Below are 18,053 nucleotides of genomic sequence, written 5' to 3' on the forward strand. Positions count from 1 at the left end.
TCGCTTCATCCCGCCCGCATCGCTTCATCCCGCCCGCACCGCCTCATCCCGTCTCATGGCATCAGCAGCTCCGATGACGTCCCGACCGGGGCCAGTGCCTCTCCCTGTATCCAAGGCCCCTTTCGCTGCCCATACGCCTTGCACAGCCACCATTGCTTTCCCCGCGACGCCTCTTCCATCGCTTCACCTTTCATACCTTCGACCTTGGGTGGACTGGCGGAGTGAGTCGAGTTGGGATAGGCTGACAATAATTCAAACAACTGTTCTAAACGCATGGCTGCTATGCTGAAGAGGAAGGCCATTCGCTAGAGCTCCCGCAACGCAACCTGGAGATCCTGCCATGACGCAGCTCATCCTCATCCTCGTCGCCCTTGCCGGTCTGCTGACCGTCATGGCACGTGAATCCGGTGCACTGGCCGCCATCGGCGTGCTGGCGGTCACCGGCCTCATCGGCCTGGGCATCGACACCCCGGTGCTTGGTGTCCTGCTGTTGATCAGCGCGGCACTGGTCGCCGTCTGCGGCCTGCCGGCGCTGCGCACCAAGTGGCTCAGCCCGCGGCTGTTCGCGATGTTCAAGAAGGTGTCGCCCAAGGTCTCGGCGACCGAGAAGGTAGCCCTGGAAGCCGGTACCGTGTTCTGGGACGCCGAATTGTTCTCCGGCAAGCCGCAATGGGACACCCTGACCGCACAGCGCAATGAGGGCATCTCCAGTGAGGAGCAGGCCTTCATCGATACGCAGTGCTCCATCGCCTGTGGCATGACCAACAGCTGGGAAATCGCCCGCGAGCGTGCGGATCTTCCCGAGGAACTGTGGGAATTTCTCAAGCGCGAGAAGTTCTTCGGCATGATCATTCCCAAGCAGTACGGCGGCCTCGGCTTCTCGGCCAAGGCGCAGTCACTGGTACTGCAGAAGCTGGCGGTCAACGAGACGCTGATGGTCACCGTCGGCGTGCCCAACTCCCTCGGCCCGGGTGAGCTGCTGCTCAAGTACGGCAGCGAGGAACAGAAGGATTATTACCTGCCGCGCCTGGCGGATGGCCGCGAGATCCCCTGCTTCGGCCTGACCGGCCCGCGTGCCGGCAGTGACGCGACCTCCATTCCGGACACCGGTATCGTGTGTCGCGGCATGCATGACGGCGAGGAAGTCGTCGGTATCCGCCTCAACTTCGAGAAGCGCTGGATCACCCTGGCGCCGGTCGCCACCGTGGTCGGCCTGGCCTTCCGCATGTTCGACCCCGAGCACCTGCTGGGGGACGTGGAAGACATCGGCATCACCTGCGCCCTGATTCCGCGTGATACCGACGGCATGGACATCGGCCGTCGCCATCACCCGATCGGCGCGCCGTTCATGAATGGCCCGATCTTCGGCAAGGACGTCTTCATCCCGCTCAGCTATCTGATCGGTGGCGAGCAGATGGCCGGCCAGGGCTGGAAGATGCTGGTCGAGTGTCTGTCGGTGGGTCGCTGCATCACCCTGCCGTCCGGCTCCGCGGGCATCTCTCGCTACGCACTGGGCTGGAGCGCCGGTTTCGCGCGCATTCGCCGCCAGTTCAACCTGCCGGTGGCCGAGATGGAAGGCGTGCAGGAGCCGCTGGCTCGCATGGCCGCGATGAACTACATCAGCCAGGCCGCCGTACTGCATACCGCCAACATGATCGACAACGGCCACAAGCCGGCCGTGCCCTCCGCCATCCTCAAGAGTCAGCTGACCGAGATGGCCCGCACGCTGCTGACCGATGGCATGGATATCCACGGCGGACGCGGCGTGACGCTCGGCCCGCGCAACTACATCGGCGTGGCATATGCCGGCACCCCGGTCTCGATCACGGTGGAAGGCGCCAACATCATGACCCGCAACCTGATGATCTTCGGTCAGGGGGCCATCCGCTGCCATCCGTACGTGCTGGAAGAGCTGGCCGCCAAGGATGCCGATGACCTGAACGCCTTCGACAAGGCCTTCTTCCGCCATGCAGGCCTCATCTTCGGCAGCGCGGCCCGCGCCTTCAGCCAGAGCTTCGGCATCGGCGGCAAGACCACCGGCTTCGACGCCGTTGCCACGCCCTATGCCAACCACATCAATCGCTTCAGCGCCGCCTTCTCGCTGTCCGCCGATGCGGCCATGGCCAGCCTCGGCTCCAGCCTCAAGGCACGCGAGATGCTGTCGGCTCGTCTGGGTGACGTGCTCTCCAACCTCTACCTGGCGTCCCTGACGCTCAAGCAGTGGCACGAATCGGACGCCTGTGAGCACGAGGAAGCGCTGTTCCACTACAGCATGCAATGGTTGCTGCATCGCACCGAGAAGGCACTCGACGAACTGCTCGCCAACCTGCCCAACCGTGCCCTGGCCACGACATTGCGCGTCGTCACGCTGCCGCGTGGTCGTCAGTTCGCCATGCCCAGGGACAGCCTGACCCGCGAGATCGCACGTGCCGTCTCCACCGACAGTGCACTGCGTACCAAGCTGACCGACAACACCTGGGACGCTCAGGACGAAGGCCAGAAGGACAATGCCCTCGCCCGCTACAACGCGCTGCTCAAGGATTACCCGCGTGCGGAGCCGATCTACAAGACGCTGGCCAAGGCCTACCACAAGGGCGAGATCCCGGCCGACGCACTGTCACCGGAAGCGCGCATCGAAGCGGCGGTCGAGGCCGGTATCCTGTCCGCTGAGGATGGCGACTTCATGCGCGTCTTCGAAGCCGAGGTACTCGACATGCTGACCGTCGACCACTTCGATTTCGACGCCTTCGTGCGCAAGCCGATGGCGAGTGACGGCACAGCCTCCAACCCACAGCAGGACGCCGCCTGATCACCGGCCGACGCCCGCGTGAGCGATGCAAGACCTGATCGCTGATCGCAGAACCAAAAAGGCCCCGCTCAGTGAGCGGGGCCTTTTTATTGGCAGGAGGCGCCATGCTTCGCGTCATCTCGATCTCAGATATGACGCGCGAAGTGCTCGAGATCACGCACGAAGGCGTTCTTGTAGGTCTCGAAGTCCTTCGGGCGCGCCTTGAAGGTGCGCTTGATGCGCTCGCGATCCAGACGCAGCGGCTCGTCCAGCGCCGCGAGAGTGCCGACACGCGCCGCCGGATTCATGCCGACCAGCTCACGCGGGCGATCGCCTTCGGCCTCGGCCTCCAGCCAGTCGTTGATCCCGGCGCGACGCAGCACGCTGACCAGCGAGCCGTCGGTGAGACGCACCTGCAGACGACCGTGATCCGCCAGCTGTGACACCAGCGCGATGCCGTGGTCATGGCCACGATGGACCGGCGGCGTCGCCCACAGGGCAAGATTCAGCCCGCGCGCATTCTCGTCGAGCACCAACAGGGCGGCGGAGTGGATGCGCTCGGCATCGTCCACCAGCGCGAACAGGCGAGCGGTCTCGTTCTCGAACCAGACACCTCGGACACCGGCATAGCTCACCAGCGCATCCAGCCCCCCCTCGCGGCCATGCACTTCGGCACACAGCATCGCCAGACACGCATCGCGCCGGGCACCGGCACTCACTTCCACCACTTTCATCGCATTCTCCGCCACAGGCATTTTCAGCGCGCAAGACTAGCACACTCGCCGGATGATCGCCTGATCCACCGCGCCCCGTGCAGGGCCGACGGTAGTTACCCGCACATGAACATCCAACCGTCATAAAGTTGTAAGGAAAGCCTTCTAGAGTCGTCTACGCTTTTCGGACGATCATCATAAGAACAAAAAGATGTTCGCTTGATCGTTCGCCATCGATCGACAGCAGTCAGCCTGCGCGACTCCCACAAGGCTGACCAGGGACCCTCTCAGGAGCTCGACCATGCGCCGCCCTACCCATCACGCAATGCTCAACACCCGTGGCACCCGTCATCTTGCCAGCCTCGCGCTGGCAGTCGGTTTCGCGACCGCTTCCGCCAGTGCCCTGGCCGCCACCGAAGTCGAGTGGTGGCACGCCATGGGGGGCGGACTTGGCAAGAAGGTCGACGAGATCGCGGCCGACTTCAATGCAAGTCAGGATGAATTCGTCGTCAAGCCGGTCTTCAAGGGCAACTACTCCGAGACCATGACGTCCGCCATTGCCGCCTTCCGGGCCGGCAAGGGCCCGGACATCGTGCAGATCTTCGAGGTCGGCACCGCCACCATGATGAGCGCCAAGGGTGCCATCATGCCGGCCCATCAGCTGATGGCGGACTATGCACCGTCAGAAGGCGCGAGTTTCGATCCGAAGGCCTACCTGTCTTCCGTCACCGGCTACTACACCGACACCGAAGGCAAGATGCTGTCGATGCCGTTCAACTCCTCCACCCCGGTCACCTATTACAACAAGGACATGCTGGCCAAGGCCGGTGTCGAATCCGTGCCGGCCACCTGGCAGGAGCTGGGTGATGCCCTCAAGAAGGTCGTCGATTCCGGCGCGGGCAGCTGTGGCCTGACGACCACCTGGCCGTCCTGGGTGATGCTGGAGAACTTCTCGGCACGCAATGACGTACCCTTCGCCAGCCAGGCCAATGGCTTCGCCGGCACCGATACCCGCCTTGAATTCAACAAGACCGCCGTGGTCGACCACATCCAGCGCCTCGACGACTGGCAGGCCGACAAGCGCTTCGTGTTCGGCGGTCGCTTCGATGACGCGGCGCCGAAGTTCTACTCCGGTGAGTGCGCGATGATGATGGGCTCCTCCGCCAGCTATGCCGGCGTCAAGGAAAGCGCCAAGGGCTTCGAGTTCGGCGTGGCACCGCTGCCCTACGACAGCGACGCGATCGAGACGCCGCAGAACTCCATCATCGGCGGCGCGTCACTGTGGGTGCTGTCCGGCCACAGCGATGAGGAATACCAGGGCGTCGCCAAGTTCTTCCAGTACCTCTCCAGGCCCGAAGTCCAGGCCGACTGGCACCAGTTCACCGGTTACCTGCCGATCACCACCGCCGCGGCGGAGCTGACACGTGAGCAGGGCTTCTACGCCGAGAATCCGGGCACTGACGTCGCCATCACCCAGATGACCTCCGTGACCCCGACCGAGAACTCCAAGGGCCTGCGTCTGGGCAACATGGTGCAGATACGTGACGTGATCAACGAAGAGCTCGAGAAGATCTTCGCTGGCAAGGAAAGCGTGCAGGACGGTCTCGATCAGGCTGTCGAGCGCGGCAACAAGCTGCTGGAGAAGTTCGAGCGCGCCAACGGCTGAACACCGCCACACCATGGTGGGCCGCCTGGGCGGCCCACCATGCCTGGATGCCAGAGAGCGGAAAGCGCACCCGAAACCGGTGCCCTTTCCCTTCTCTCCCGGCTTGATGGCGCATGGTCGGCCGAATCCACGCCGACCATGCGCACACGACTGACGTGATCAGTCCCTCTTCCTTGCGAGACCTCTGCTGCATGGCCCATTTCAATCGACATCCCTTCACGCCGTGGATCCTGCTGGCCCCCCAGCTGATCATCGTCGGCGTGTTCTTCTTCTGGCCGGCCCTGCAGGCCATCGAACAGGCTTTCTATATCGAGGATGCCTTCGGGCTTTCACGTGAATTTGCCGGACTTGCCAACTTCCTCGCGGTCCTCGGCGAAGCCGAATATCTGGAGACCCTGTGGACGACGGTCTACTTCTCGTTTGCCGTCGCCTTCGGCGCCATGGCACTCGCCCTTGGGCTGGCCGTGCTGGCAGACCGCGTGCTGCGTGGCGCCAGCACCTACAAGACCTTCCTCATCTGGCCCTATGCCGTCGCACCTGCCGTGGCCGGCGTCCTGTGGCTGTTCCTGTTCGACCCGACGCTCGGCATCCTGCCGGAACTGCTGTCCGCCATCGGCATCGACTGGAATCACAACCTCAACGGCAACCAGGCCATGCTGCTGGTGGTACTGGCCTCGATCTGGAAACAGATGAGCTACAACTTCGTGTTCTTCCTCGCAGGTCTCCAGGCGATCCCCAAGAGCCTGCTGGAAGCGGCCGCTATGGATCGCGCCGGCCCCTGGCGACGTTTCTGGACCATCACCTTCCCGCTGCTCTCCCCGACCAGTTTCTTTCTGCTGGTGATGAACGTGGTCTACGCCTTCTTCGAGACCTTCGGCACCATCGATGCCACCACCTCGGGTGGTCCGGGCGGCTCGACGCGCACCCTGGTCTACAAGGTGTATGAAGACGGTTTCGTCGGTCAGGATCTGGGGTCGAGTGCCGCCCAGTCGGTGTTGTTGATGGTCATCGTCGGCGTGCTGACGCTGATCCAGTTCAAGTATGTCGAGAAGAAGGTGCAGTACTGATGCGCTACAACCGTCCCGGGCTTGATATCGCAAGCCATGCGCTCTTGATCGTCGGCTGCGCGCTGTTCTTCCTGCCGGTGTGGATCGCCTTCAGCGCCAGCACCCACGAGATGGGCGACCTCTACTCCAACGTCGCCCCCGTCTGGATAGGCGAGGCAGGATTCGACAACTACCGCCACCTGCTGGAAGACCCCGTCAGCAGTCTCGGCGCCGACGTGATGACCCTGCTGTTCAATTCGATGCTGATGGCACTGGGCATCGCCATCGGCAAGATCATCATCTCGGTACTGGCGGCCTATGCGATCGTGTTCTTCGAGTTCCGCTTCCGCAAGCTGTGCTTCTGGCTGATCTTCATCACCCTGATGTTGCCGGTGGAGGTGCGCATCCTGCCGACCTTCAAGGTGGTGGCCGACCTCAACATGCTGGACAGCTATGCAGGCCTGATCCTGCCGCTGATCGCCAGCGCTACCGCGACCTTCCTGCTGCGCCAGTTCTATCTGACCATCCCGGCCGAACTGGTCGAGGCGGCACGCATCGATGGCGCCGGGCCGTGGCGCTTCCTCAAGGACATCCTGCTGCCGCTGTCGAAGACCAACATCGCGGCACTGTTCGTGATCATGTTCATCTACGGCTGGAATCAGTACCTGTGGCCGCTGCTGATCACCACGGATGCCGACTACCTGACCATCGTCGTCAGCCTCAAGCGCATGCTGACCACCGGCGACGGCCTGGTGCCGTGGCAGGACGTCACCGCCACCACGCTGCTGGCCATGGGGCCGCCGGTGCTGGTGATCCTGTTCATGCAGCGCTACTTCATCAAGGGGCTGGTGGACAGCGAGAAGTGACCTCCTCTCGCCCCGGCACCTCGTGATTCGCGCCCCTTTTACCTGACGCCTTGCGCCCGGCCACCTGATTCCGTTCCGCCGTGATGGGCCGCTCTCACGCCTGTCACGGCACCGTTTTGGATATTCATCTCATGGCAACACTGACACTCAAGCAGCTCAAGAAGCAGTACCCCAATGGCTACCAGGCCCTGCACGGCATCGACCTGGAGTTCGGTGAGGGCGAGCTGATCGTCATCGTCGGCCCTTCCGGGTGCGGCAAGTCCACCCTGCTGCGCACCCTGGCGGGGCTCGAGGATGTCTCCGAAGGCGATCTGGAGATCAACGGCAAGCGCGTCAATGACCTGGAGCCCGCCGAGCGCGATATCGCGATGGTGTTCCAGAACTATGCGCTCTACCCGCACATGAGCGTGTTCGACAACATGGCCTACGGCCTCAGGAACCGTCGCACGCCCAAGGACGAGATCCAGCGCCGCGTCAGCGAGGCCGCCGAACTGCTGGGCCTGACCGAGCTGCTCGACCGTCGTCCCAAGCAGCTCTCCGGCGGCCAGCGTCAGCGTGTCGCCATGGGGCGCGCCATCGTGCGCAAGCCGCAGGTCTTCCTGTTCGATGAGCCGCTCTCGAATCTCGATGCCAAGCTGCGCGTGCAGATGCGCCTCGAGATCCGCCGCCTGCAGAAGCGCCTCAAGGTCACCTCCGTCTATGTCACCCATGACCAGACCGAGGCCATGACCCTGGCAGACCGCCTGGTGGTGATGAATGGCGGCCACGTCGAACAGTTCGGCACGCCGATGGCGCTCTATGACCGACCCGCCAGCCAGTTCGTCGCCGGCTTCATCGGCTCGCCTGCCATGAACTTCCTGAGCGCCACCCGTACGGAGGCAGGCCTCTCGCTGCCCTGCGGCGCGCGCCTGGCATTGCGACCGGCGGCCAGAGAACACGAGGCGACTCCCATGGACGCCGCACTGACGTTGGGCATCCGCCCGGAACATCTCGAGGTTCTGCAGCCGGACAGCCCGCTGCCACCGGGTGCCGCGGAGCTTGTGGCCCGCATCGAGCTGGTCGAGCCACTGGGCGCGGACACCCTGGCGTACTGCCGACTGGACGGCCAGGCGGAGCCGCTGGTGGTGAGACTGGACGGCGAGCATGCCGTCGCCGAGGAGCAATGCCTGCGCCTGGCCATTCCGCCTGCACGCGCGCATCTGTTCGGTGCGGATGGCAAGCGCCTGACAACTCACGAGTGATGGAGCACCTGGCCTGCGCACGAGTCGCCACAGCGAAACCTGGAGCGGAACCTGTCGCGAAAGGCACATGCACACAAAAGTGATTGCCCCCGTAGCGTCATCATCGGATGGTAACAAGGACACGCCGGGTGCTCGTCCTGACGCGTCGAGCCTGACACCATCCACCAACGAGGTTCATCGATGTCATCATCTTTCTCCCACGGCACATCGCTTGCATTGCCAATAGCCATCGCTCACCGCGGGTTGTCCGCCTATGCACCGGAAAACACGCTCAGCGCCATTCGCGCCGCCCATGAGGCCGGCCACCAATGGGTGGAGCTGGATGTCCAGCTGCTCAAGGATGGCACTCCTGTCATCTGGCACGATGCCAGCGTCAATCGTTGCTCCGATGGGCGTGGACGGCTGAGAAATCTGGATCTGGCAGCGGCCCGGGCGCTGGATGTGGGCAGCTGGTTCAGTGCCCGCTTTGCCGGGGAACGCATGGCGACACTCGAGGAAGCCCTGGCATTGATCGCCTCGCTGAGCATGGGGCTCAATCTCGAGCTCAAGCTGAGTCCAGGGCACGACACTCGAGCACTGGTCGAGAAAGTCGTGCCCATGGCGGTCGAGGCGCTGCCCGTCGGGCGGCTGATTCTCTCGTCATTCGACCCGCAAGCCCTGCGCATGAGCCGGGAACGTGACGGCAAGGTGATGATCGGGCTGCTCTACGACGCCATTCCCGACGACTGGGAGGCATTGGCCGAGGACGTGAAGGCAGTCACCGTACATGCGGACTGGCGTGCACTGACACGTGTCGCGGCGAGTCGCGTCACGGCCACCCAGCGCAAGCTGCTCTGCTACACGCCCAACGATGCCGCGGCCTTCTCCCCTCGCTGGGCCTGGGGGGTCAGTGCCGTCATCAGCGATGACCCCGGTATCTTCTCCGAGCAGGACCTTGCGCAGTCTCCCTGTACCGAACGCACCTTATCGTGAGATCGCCATGAGCCAGTCACTGGAGACATTGAGCCCGCGCCAGCTGCGCATTCTCGAGCGCCTGGCGCGAGACGGCCAGTTGAGCGTCGAGCCGCTGGCCGTGGACTTCGAGGTCACACCGCAGACCATACGCCGCGATCTCGGCGTGCTGTGTGATCTCGGACTGGCGCGACGGCGTCATGGCGGCATCGAACGTCCGCTGGGTGGACACAATCTGGGCCACACCCAGCGCAGCATGCTGGCAAGACCGGCCAAGCAGGCCATGGCGGCCCAGGTCGTCGCCGAGATAGCCGATGGCGCCTCGCTGGCACTGGGAATCGGCACCAGCGTGGTGGCTGTCGCCGAGGCACTGATCGCCCGGCGCGGCCTGCGCGTGATCACCAACAACCTGCAGGTGGCACAAGCGCTTTCCAGCCACCCGGATGTCAGCGTGCAGCTTGCCGAGGGCCAGCTTCGCCCTCGGGATCTCGATGTGGTCGGCAGCGCCACCGTGGCCTTCTTCACCCGGCATCAGGTGGACATCTCCGTGCTGGGATGTGGCGGGCTGGATGCCGAGGGGCTGCTGGATTTCGACCCTGAAGAGGCCGCCGTCAGTCGCGCCCTGCTCAGGCATGCCAGACGCCGCATCCTGGTCACCGATGCCAGCAAGTGGGGGCGTGCCGCCATGTGCCGGATCGGCCCGCTCACCGATATCGATCTGCTGATCACCGACAGCCCCCCACACGCCAGCGAGCACCAGATGGCGTTGACCGAGGCGGAGGCTCACTCACTGCAGGTGATGTACCGCCAATGAATCACTCAGCCCCCGCCCCTGTGGCCCACCGCTCACGAGGATGATCGGAATCACCATGCAAGCCTTCGCTCACTGCCCAGCCACCACCCTGTCCGGCATTCGCTACCTGCTGACCGACATCGATGACACCCTCACCCGGGAAGGGCGACTCGATGCCTCGACATTGGCGGCTCTCGAGCGTCTGGAGGCAGCCGGCATCAAGGTCATTCCGGTCACGGGCGGCTGTGCCGGCTGGTGCGATCATATCGCCAGGGCCTGGCCAGTGGCCGCCGTGATCGGGGAGAACGGCGCCTTCGCCTTTCAGCGCCAGGGGCAGCGGATACTCACGACCTGGTGGGAGGACGAAGCACGTCTGCGCGCGCGTCAACGCCATGTGATGACGGTGGCGCGCCAGCTGCTGCTCAATCACCCCCAGGCCGCACTGGCCCAGGACCAGCCCTTCCGCTACGCGGATGTCGCGGTGGACCACTGTCAGGCCGTCAGCCCGCTGTCGCAGGCACAGATCCACGCCATCATCGCCGGCTTCACGGCCGCCGGCATTCAGGCGCGTGCCAGCTCCATCCATATCAATGCCTGGCAGGGTGACTTCGACAAGGCACGCATGGCCGTGCGTGTCCTGACCGAGACCTTCGGACTGGACCGCATGCAACTGGAACAGGAGGTGATGTACGTCGGCGATGCCCCCAATGACGCGCCGATGTTCGCTACCTTCCGGCATACCGTGGGCGTCGCCAATATCCTCAAGCATCGTGCAGCGCTGGGCTGGGAGCCCGCCTGGCTGACCCGCCACGGTCATGGCGCCGGGGTCGAAGAAATCGCCGATGCCCTGCTCGGGTCACATGCGGCCATCGACAGCGGACACTGAGACTGCCGAGCGGCTGCACTTGTCGTACTGAGCCTGCCAGACCGAGTCCTTCGAGCTGAGCCCGTCGAACTGAGCTCACCAAGCTTGACCTGGCGACATGAAAAAGCCCGCCTCGGCATTCCGAGACGGGCTTTTGTTGTCTGAAAGATAACAATATCAACAAAGAACAGACTGCCTACTGTGGAAAGAACAGCCCACGCAAGCCTTCACCCGGGTCTTCGAAACGCATGAAGGCCTCGCCCACCAGGAAGCCGTGGACACCACGGTCACGCATCTTCGCCACATCTTCACGGGTGTGGATACCTGATTCGGTCACGACGCGCACTCCCGATGGCATGTCGGTCAACAGGTCCAGCGTCGTCTCCAGTGAGGTCTCGAAGCTACGCAGATCACGGTTGTTGATTCCGACCAGCTCGATCCCCAGCGCCAGCGCACGCTTGAGCTCCTCGCCATCATGCACCTCGACCAGCACATCCATGCCCAGCTCTCGCGCCTGATCATGCAGAGCACTCAGGCGTGCATCGTCCAGTGCCGCGACGATCAGCAGAATGCAGTCGGCACCGATGGCACGCGCCTCGAGCACCTGATAGGGATGAATGATGAAGTCCTTGCGGATCACCGGGATCGAGACGGCGTCGCGCGCCTCGATCATGAAGTCCTCATGCCCCTGGAAGAAGTCGGCATCGGTCAGCACCGACAGGCAGGCAGCGCCGGCCTGCTCATATGCCACGGCGATCTCGGCCGGCGCGAAGTCTTCACGAATCACGCCCTTGGAGGGAGAGGCCTTCTTCACCTCGGCGATGATGGCCGGCTCACCGCGATCGATCCGAGATGTCAGCGCCTTGATGAAACCACGCGGCGCGCTCTGCTTCTCGATCAGCGCCTGAAGATCCGCCTCGCCCACCGCCGCACTGCGCTCGGCGATCTCTTCTTCCTTGCGCGCCAGAATTCTGGCCAGGATGGTCGGCAGCGCCTTGTCAGTCGTCTGTTGCTCGGTACTCATCAGCGGGTCGCTCCTTCATCATTGACCTGGGCGTAGACACGGGTGAAATCGGCAAGCTCCTTCATCTTCTCGAAGGGCAGCTTGCTGGCCTGCACGTCCTCGGCAATATTGACGCCTTCCTTGAGACTGTCTGCGATACCGGCCACGTACAGGGCCGCACCGGCATTGAGCGCCACGATATCGCTGGCCGGCCCCTCGTCTCCGCGCAGCGCCTGCTGCACCAGCTTCAAGCTGTCGGCAGACGTCGCGACTGCCAGCGAATCTAGCGACTGGCGCGCGATACCGAAGTCTTCCGGCGCGATGCGGTATTCGCGGATCTCGCCATCCTTGAGCTCATTGACCAGGGTCGGCGCCGCCAGCGAGATCTCGTCCAGACCGTCATCGCTGTGCACCACCAGCACATGCTCGGCCCCGAGACGCTTGAGCACTTCGGCCATCAGCGGCACCAGCGCGGGGTCATACACGCCGAGCACCTGACGGGTAGCGCCAGCCGGATTGGTCAGCGGACCCAGGATGTTGAACATGGTGCGCACCCCCATCTCGCGACGCGGACCGATCACGTGCTTCATGGCAGCATGATGATTGGGCGCGAACATGAAGCCGACCCCGATATCATCGATGCAGCGCGCGACCTGTTCGGCATTCAGCGCCAGATGGATGCCAGCCGATTCGAGCAGATCCGCACTGCCGGACGACGAGGAGACACTGCGGTTGCCATGCTTGGCCACATGCCCACCGGCGGCGGCCACGACGAAACTTGCGGCAGTGGAGACATTGAACAGATTGGCCCCATCTCCGCCGGTACCCACGATGTCCACCGCATCGGTGGCGCGCACCGTGACTCGCGTCATCAATTCACGCATCACCTGCGCGGCAGCGGCCAGCTCATCGACAGTCTCGCCTTTCATCGACAGGGCCATCAACAGTGCCCCTATCTGCGCCTGGGTTGCCTCGCCGGTCATGATGGCCGTCATGACCGCATGAGTGTCGTCGTAGCTCAGGTGCTGGCGGCGCATCACGGCGCCAATCGCCTCACGCATCTGCATGTTGTGTCTCCGCAGACGCCAGCCTCGGCGGCTGACGCATGAAAATGAAATATGACTCTTGCGATCTGCATCCGCTCAAGCGGCTTTCTCGACCTCGCCGCGACGCAGGAAGTTAGCCAGAAGCTCATGACCCTGCAATGTGAGGATCGACTCGGGGTGGAACTGCACACCCTCGACATCAAGCTCGCGATGGCGCAGCCCCATGATCAGCTGCGGGGTGACATCGTCGTCTCCCGTCCAGCTGGTGACGACAAGACACTCAGGCAGACTGTCGCGCTCGACGACCAGCGAGTGATAACGCGTGACTTCCAGCGGCTCGGCCAACGCGGCGAAGACGCCACTGTTGTCGTGATGGACGGCGGAGGTCTTGCCATGCATCACCTGAGGGGCACGCACCACCTTGCCACCGTAGACCTGACCGATGGCCTGATGGCCGAGACAGACCCCCAGGATCGGCAGCTTGCCGGCAAAGTGACGGATGACGTCCAGGGTAATCCCGGCCTCATTGGGCGTGCACGGCCCCGGCCCCAGCACCAGATGCGTGGCACCGAGCGCCTCGATCTGCTCGAGCGTGATGGCGTCATTGCGCACGGTCAGCACTTCGGCCCCAAGCTCGCTCAGATACTGGACGATGTTGTAGGTGAAGCTGTCAAAGTTGTCGATCATCAGCACGCGTGGCGCGCTGGCGTCCTGCGAAGTGAATGCCTGCATGGTCAGTGTCCATTCTCGGGAGCGGATCCGTGCCGTGATTCACCGGCCTGCCCGCCCTCCTTTGGTGTCGTTCCCGCCGTCCAGCAACAAAAATGCCGCCCTGGTCGGCGGCATTCTTCTGGTCGTACGTCCTCGAACTTCAGACATGCGAAAGCCGCCCCGATGTCAGGAGCGCCACCACTGCTGGTTGAGGTCGTGCGGGTTACGTAGCGTCATGGGTCAATAGTGCGTTGAGCCGTTGGGAGTGTCAATCACATGCGACATTGCAGGGAGCGGCCCCGCAAGGCCGCCGGGCCACTCCCTGTCGTGCATGGCGCGGCAATCAGTCCAGGTTGTCCAGGCCCCGCTCCGCCATCGCCACGGCACGGAACAGTGCGCGCCCCTTGTTGAGGGTCTCGTCCCACTCGGACTGCGGGACGGAATCCGCGACCACCCCGGCACCGGCCTGGACGTGAAGCACCTGATCCTTGAGCACGGCGGTACGGATCGCGATCGCGGTATCCATGTTGCCGTGCCAGGAGAGATAGCCCACCGCACCCGAGTAGATGCCACGCTTGACCGGCTCCAGCTCGTCGATGATCTCCATGGCGCGAATCTTCGGCGCGCCGGACAGCGTGCCCGCCGGGAAGGTGGCACGCAGCACGTCCATCGGCCCCAGCCCTTCCTTCAGCTTGCCGGTGACGTTGGAGACGATGTGCATGACGTGGGAGTAGCGTTCCACCACCATCTGGTCCGTCACCTTGACGCTACCGGTCTGACTGATGCGCCCGGCATCGTTGCGGCCCAGGTCGATCAGCATCAGGTGCTCGGCGATTTCCTTGGGGTCCGAGAGCAGATCCTTCTCGAGCGCCAGATCCTCCTCTTCGGTGGCACCGCGTACGCGCGTCCCGGCAATGGGACGCACCGCGACTTCACCATCCTCGAGACGCGAGAGAATCTCGGGCGACGAGCCGATGACGTGATGATCATCCAGATTGAAGAAGAACATGTACGGCGAGGGATTCAGACTGCGCAGCGCACGATAGAGATCCAACGGCGCGGCACGGTAGGGAATCGACATGCGCTGGGACGGCACGCACTGCATGACATCACCGGCCAGCACGTATTCCTTGATCTTCTCGACCGCGCCCTTGAAGCCTTCCTCGGTGAAGCCGGAAGTGAAATCGGTCTCCTGGACCGGATCACCGCCGGTGCCGGGGCTGACGGTATTCAGCGTGGCGCTGCGCAGCTGGATCTCGAGGCGCTCGAGACGCTCACAGGCTGCCTCGAAGGCATTGGGTGTCTCGGGGTCGGCATGGGTCAGCAACGTCAGGCGGCCAGAGAGATTGTCGAAGATCACCAGCTCGTCGGCCACCATCAACAGGATATCCGGCACGCCCAGCGGGTCCGGCTTCTCGACGCCCCGCAGGCGCGGTTCGATGTAGCGCACGGTGTCATAGCCGAAGTAGCCGACCAGCCCGCCATTGAAGCGTGGTGCGCCCTCGATGACCGGCACCCGGAAGCGCGTCTGGAACTGCTCGATCCACTCGAGCGGATCTTCCACCTCGGTCATGCCGGTCTGCTCGCCATTGACCAGATGCGCCACGACCTGACCACGCACCTCGATGCGCTCACGGCACGGCAAGCCGATGATCGAATAGCGCCCCCACTTCTCGCCGCCCTGCACGGACTCCAGCAGGAAGGTCCACGGCATGTCAGCCAGCTTGAGATAGGTGGACAGCGGTGTGTCGAGGTCCGCCAGCACGTCACGAGTAACGGGAATGCGGTTGTAGCCTGCCTCGGCCAGTTCAGCGAAGTGTTGTGGGGTCATCATGACCTGCAGTTCCTTCCACGGAGGGGGCGTTGCCGGTACGCGACCGGCTTGTCTGGCGTCAGTCTATCATCGCGTGCCGGTGGCGGCAGCGCTGTCTGGCAGGCTCAGCCTGCGACGACCAGCTCGGCAAGGGACTCGACGATGTGATCCGGATGACTGCGCGCGATCGGCTCACCGTGGTTGTAGCCGTAGGGCACCGCCAGCGTCCGGAAACCGGCGGCGCGACCTGCCGCGATATCGTGACGTGAATCCCCGACCATCAACGCCTCCCGCGGCGCGACCCCCAGGCGCTCGGCCGCGAACAGCAACGGCGCGGGGTCCGGCTTGCGCGTCGGCAGACTGTCGCCGCCCAACGCCAGCGCGAAGTGTTCCGCCAGCGAGAAATGCGAGAGCAGCGGTTCGATGAAGGTTTCCGGCTTGTTGGTGATCAGCACCACGACCACACCGGCCTGATGCAACCCCTCCAGACAGTCACGCGCACCAGGATATAGCCGTGTACGCGAGCTGGGGTCCGCGGCGTAATGCGCCAGGAAGCACTGATGCGCGCGCTCGACCCGCGTCAGATCATCCGTCGCCAGACCATGCGCCTCAAGCGCTCGCTCCACCAGCACCCGCGCGCCATTGCCGACGAAGTCGCGCACGCGGTCTTCCCCGAGTGCCGACAAGCCTTCATCGACCAGCATCCTGTCGATCGCGTTGGCAAGATCCGGCACCGAGTCGATCAGGGTGCCATCCAGATCGAAGGCCACCATCTTGATGCCCCGCAATGCCGGATGCGCCAGCCCGTGATCGAGGCTCTGTACCTGCTCGGGTCGGGGCCCGAGAGCGTCCCCGCCACGCGCGGTATCGCAGGGCGTGGAAGTGGAATGAGACGCGGTCTGGACAGACGCCTCGTCGGAAGTCTGCATTACCGTCTTTTCGCTCACCTGGCCTCCTGAGATCACTCGCTGAATCCGGCTGTCACGGGACGAGAATCGTCCGCCATTCATCCACGCAACGCATGGTTTCATCTGTTTTGTTGGAAAAATCCGTAAAAAAATTACATTCCTTCACCCTGCCACTATTAGCACGCCAGCGGTCACGTTACCATAGCGCCATTCAGTCGACCGTCCCTCCGGGTGTGGCGCCAGTGACAACGAAAAAACGCGCAACCCGACGCTCCGGCGACAGCCAGTTTCTGCTTGTCCTTTTCGATCTTGTCACTCTCAGGAGCTCTCCATGGCTATTCCCCGCATCGTGGTTGTCGGCGGTGGCGCCGGCGGTCTGGAACTTGTCACTAAGCTTGGCCACAAGCTGGGTCGCAAGAAGAAAGCCGAAATCATCCTCATCGATCGCAATTCCACGCATATCTGGAAGCCTCTGCTGCACGAAGTGGCCACCGGCGTGCTGGATTCCGGTCTTGATGAGGTGTCCTACCAGGGCCATTCCAAGGCCCACGGCTACAAGTTCCAACGCGGGACTCTCGAAAGCCTGGAGCGCGAAGAGAAGCAGCTGACACTGGCGGCCATCCACGATGCCAACGGCACCGTACTGCTGCCCTCGCGCACCCTGAGCTATGACTATCTGGTGCTGTCGCTGGGCAGCGTGTCCAACGACTTCGGTACCCAGGGCGTCGCCGAGCACTGTCACTTCCTGGACAGCCCGCAGCAGGCCGAGAAGTTCCGTCGCGACATGCTCGACACCTTCCTGCGCTTCAGCGCCAATGGCGACAAGTGTGAGCGTCAGCAGCTCAACGTCGCCATCATCGGCGCCGGCGCTACCGGGGTCGAACTGTCCGCCGAGCTGTTCGATGCCTCAAAGATGCTGCACAGCTATGGCTTCTCCTCGCTGGAGGATCGCCAGGTCAAGGTGCATCTGATCGAGGCCGCTCCCCGCATCCTGCCGGCCCTGCCGGAGCGCATCGGCAAGCCGGTCGCCAAGGAGCTGACCCGACTCGGTGTGGACATCCACACTGACACCCGCGTGACCTGCGCCGACGAACGCGGCATCACCACGGCCGATGGCACCCTGATCGAGGCGGATCTGAGCGTATGGGCCGCCGGTATCCGAGCGCCGTCCTTCCTGTCGGAGCTGGGCCTGTCCACCGAGCGCAACCACCAGGTCAAGGTCCACCAGACCATGCAGAGCATCGACGATGACGCCATCTTCGCGCTCGGCGATTGCGCCAGCTGCCCGCAGCCGGATGACAAGCGCGTGCCGCCACGCGCCCAGGCCGCTCACCAGCAGGCCAGTCTGATGGTCAAGAATCTGCGTGCGGCAATGGACAACAAGCCGCTGAAGGAATTCGTGTTCAAGGATCACGGCTCGCTGATCTCGCTGGCGCACTTCGATGCCGTCGGCTCGCTGATGCGCGGCGCCTCCGCACGCTCGTTGTTCATCGAAGGCCGCCTGGCCAAGTTCTTCTACGCCTCGCTGTATCGCATGCACCAGATGGCGATCCACGGCGTGATCAAGACCGGCATGACCGTGATCGTGGATGGCCTGAATCGCTACCTGCGTCCGAAGATGAAGCTGCACTGATCACCTGTTC

16 protein-coding genes are annotated in these 18,053 nt (G+C 63.6%); 9 read left to right on the forward strand and 7 right to left on the reverse strand.

The features are described 5' to 3' along the window. Positions 1-53 precede the first annotated feature (53 nt). On the reverse strand, positions 54-302 hold the full coding sequence (locus QD172_RS05735) for a hypothetical protein (protein ID WP_084209253.1): 249 nt from the start codon (positions 300-302) through the stop codon (positions 54-56). Between the two features lie 38 nt (positions 303-340). On the opposite strand from QD172_RS05735, the gene QD172_RS05740 reads away from it, so the two are divergent. Further along, complete coding sequence (locus QD172_RS05740; RefSeq protein WP_279855208.1) at positions 341-2,809, forward strand: acyl-CoA dehydrogenase; 2,469 nt, start codon at positions 341-343, stop codon at positions 2,807-2,809. Between the two features lie 125 nt (positions 2,810-2,934). Here QD172_RS05740 and QD172_RS05745 read toward each other — a convergent pair whose 3' ends face one another. Next, the gene (locus QD172_RS05745) at positions 2,935-3,522 is read right to left on the reverse strand and encodes a hypothetical protein (RefSeq protein WP_077371445.1); all 588 of its coding nucleotides are present in this window, start codon (positions 3,520-3,522) and stop codon (positions 2,935-2,937) included. Between the two features lie 304 nt (positions 3,523-3,826). Between QD172_RS05745 and ugpB the strand changes: the two genes are divergently transcribed. The 7 genes from ugpB (at position 3,827) to QD172_RS05780 (ending at position 10,950) form a co-directional block, all read left to right on the forward strand. Continuing rightward, complete coding sequence (gene ugpB, locus QD172_RS05750; protein ID WP_279855240.1) at positions 3,827-5,167, forward strand: sn-glycerol-3-phosphate ABC transporter substrate-binding protein UgpB; 1,341 nt, start codon at positions 3,827-3,829, stop codon at positions 5,165-5,167. A 191-nt stretch (positions 5,168-5,358) separates the two neighbouring features. Continuing rightward, positions 5,359-6,234 carry a sn-glycerol-3-phosphate ABC transporter permease UgpA gene (ugpA, locus tag QD172_RS05755; protein WP_077371440.1) on the forward strand — a complete coding sequence of 292 codons (876 nt, stop codon included), beginning with the start codon at positions 5,359-5,361 and terminating at the stop codon, positions 6,232-6,234. After that, complete coding sequence (gene ugpE, locus QD172_RS05760) at positions 6,234-7,079, forward strand: sn-glycerol-3-phosphate ABC transporter permease UgpE (RefSeq protein ID WP_084209256.1); 846 nt, start codon at positions 6,234-6,236, stop codon at positions 7,077-7,079. The genes ugpA and ugpE overlap by 1 nt, the downstream gene beginning before the upstream one ends. Positions 7,080-7,210: 131 nt before the next feature. Continuing rightward, a complete protein-coding gene (locus QD172_RS05765; RefSeq protein WP_279855209.1) occupies positions 7,211-8,320 on the forward strand; it encodes a sn-glycerol-3-phosphate import ATP-binding protein UgpC in 1,110 nt (369 codons plus the stop codon). A gap of 180 nt (positions 8,321-8,500) precedes the next feature. Continuing rightward, positions 8,501-9,292 (forward strand): glycerophosphodiester phosphodiesterase family protein, encoded by a 792-nt coding sequence (locus QD172_RS05770; RefSeq protein ID WP_279855210.1) that lies wholly within the window; start codon positions 8,501-8,503, stop codon positions 9,290-9,292. 7 nt (positions 9,293-9,299) lie between these two features. Continuing rightward, positions 9,300-10,085, forward strand: coding sequence for a DeoR/GlpR family DNA-binding transcription regulator (locus QD172_RS05775; protein ID WP_279855212.1), 786 nt, complete (start codon positions 9,300-9,302; stop codon positions 10,083-10,085). 55 nt (positions 10,086-10,140) lie between these two features. Then, complete coding sequence (locus QD172_RS05780) at positions 10,141-10,950, forward strand: HAD-IIB family hydrolase (RefSeq protein ID WP_084209799.1); 810 nt, start codon at positions 10,141-10,143, stop codon at positions 10,948-10,950. Positions 10,951-11,125: 175 nt separating this feature from the next. Here the strand turns inward: QD172_RS05780 and trpC are convergent, their stop codons facing one another. From trpC to QD172_RS05805, 5 genes are all read right to left on the reverse strand, one after another. After that, on the reverse strand, positions 11,126-11,953 hold the full coding sequence (trpC, locus tag QD172_RS05785) for an indole-3-glycerol phosphate synthase TrpC (RefSeq protein ID WP_279855213.1): 828 nt from the start codon (positions 11,951-11,953) through the stop codon (positions 11,126-11,128). After that, positions 11,953-12,999: an anthranilate phosphoribosyltransferase gene (trpD, locus tag QD172_RS05790; RefSeq protein ID WP_084209260.1), complete on the reverse strand. Its 1,047-nt coding sequence runs from the start codon at positions 12,997-12,999 to the stop codon at positions 11,953-11,955. Before trpD ends, trpC begins: the two co-directional genes overlap by 1 nt. Positions 13,000-13,074: 75 nt before the next feature. Continuing rightward, positions 13,075-13,710: an aminodeoxychorismate/anthranilate synthase component II gene (locus tag QD172_RS05795; protein WP_077371419.1), complete on the reverse strand. Its 636-nt coding sequence runs from the start codon at positions 13,708-13,710 to the stop codon at positions 13,075-13,077. 322 nt (positions 13,711-14,032) lie between these two features. Beyond that, positions 14,033-15,520: an anthranilate synthase component I gene (trpE, locus tag QD172_RS05800; protein WP_077373081.1), complete on the reverse strand. Its 1,488-nt coding sequence runs from the start codon at positions 15,518-15,520 to the stop codon at positions 14,033-14,035. Positions 15,521-15,627: 107 nt separating this feature from the next. Next, positions 15,628-16,275, reverse strand: a complete 648-nt coding sequence (locus QD172_RS05805; protein WP_077373077.1) for a phosphoglycolate phosphatase — start codon at positions 16,273-16,275, stop codon at positions 15,628-15,630. 466 nt (positions 16,276-16,741) lie between these two features. On the opposite strand from QD172_RS05805, the gene QD172_RS05810 reads away from it, so the two are divergent. Further along, the gene (locus QD172_RS05810; RefSeq protein WP_077371416.1) at positions 16,742-18,043 is read left to right on the forward strand and encodes an NAD(P)/FAD-dependent oxidoreductase; all 1,302 of its coding nucleotides are present in this window, start codon (positions 16,742-16,744) and stop codon (positions 18,041-18,043) included. The last annotated feature ends 10 nt before the right edge of the window (positions 18,044-18,053 follow it).

The sequence above is a fragment of the Cobetia sp. 10Alg 146 genome (assembly GCF_029846385.1).
GTDB classification, from domain to species: domain Bacteria; phylum Pseudomonadota; class Gammaproteobacteria; order Pseudomonadales; family Halomonadaceae; genus Cobetia; species Cobetia marina.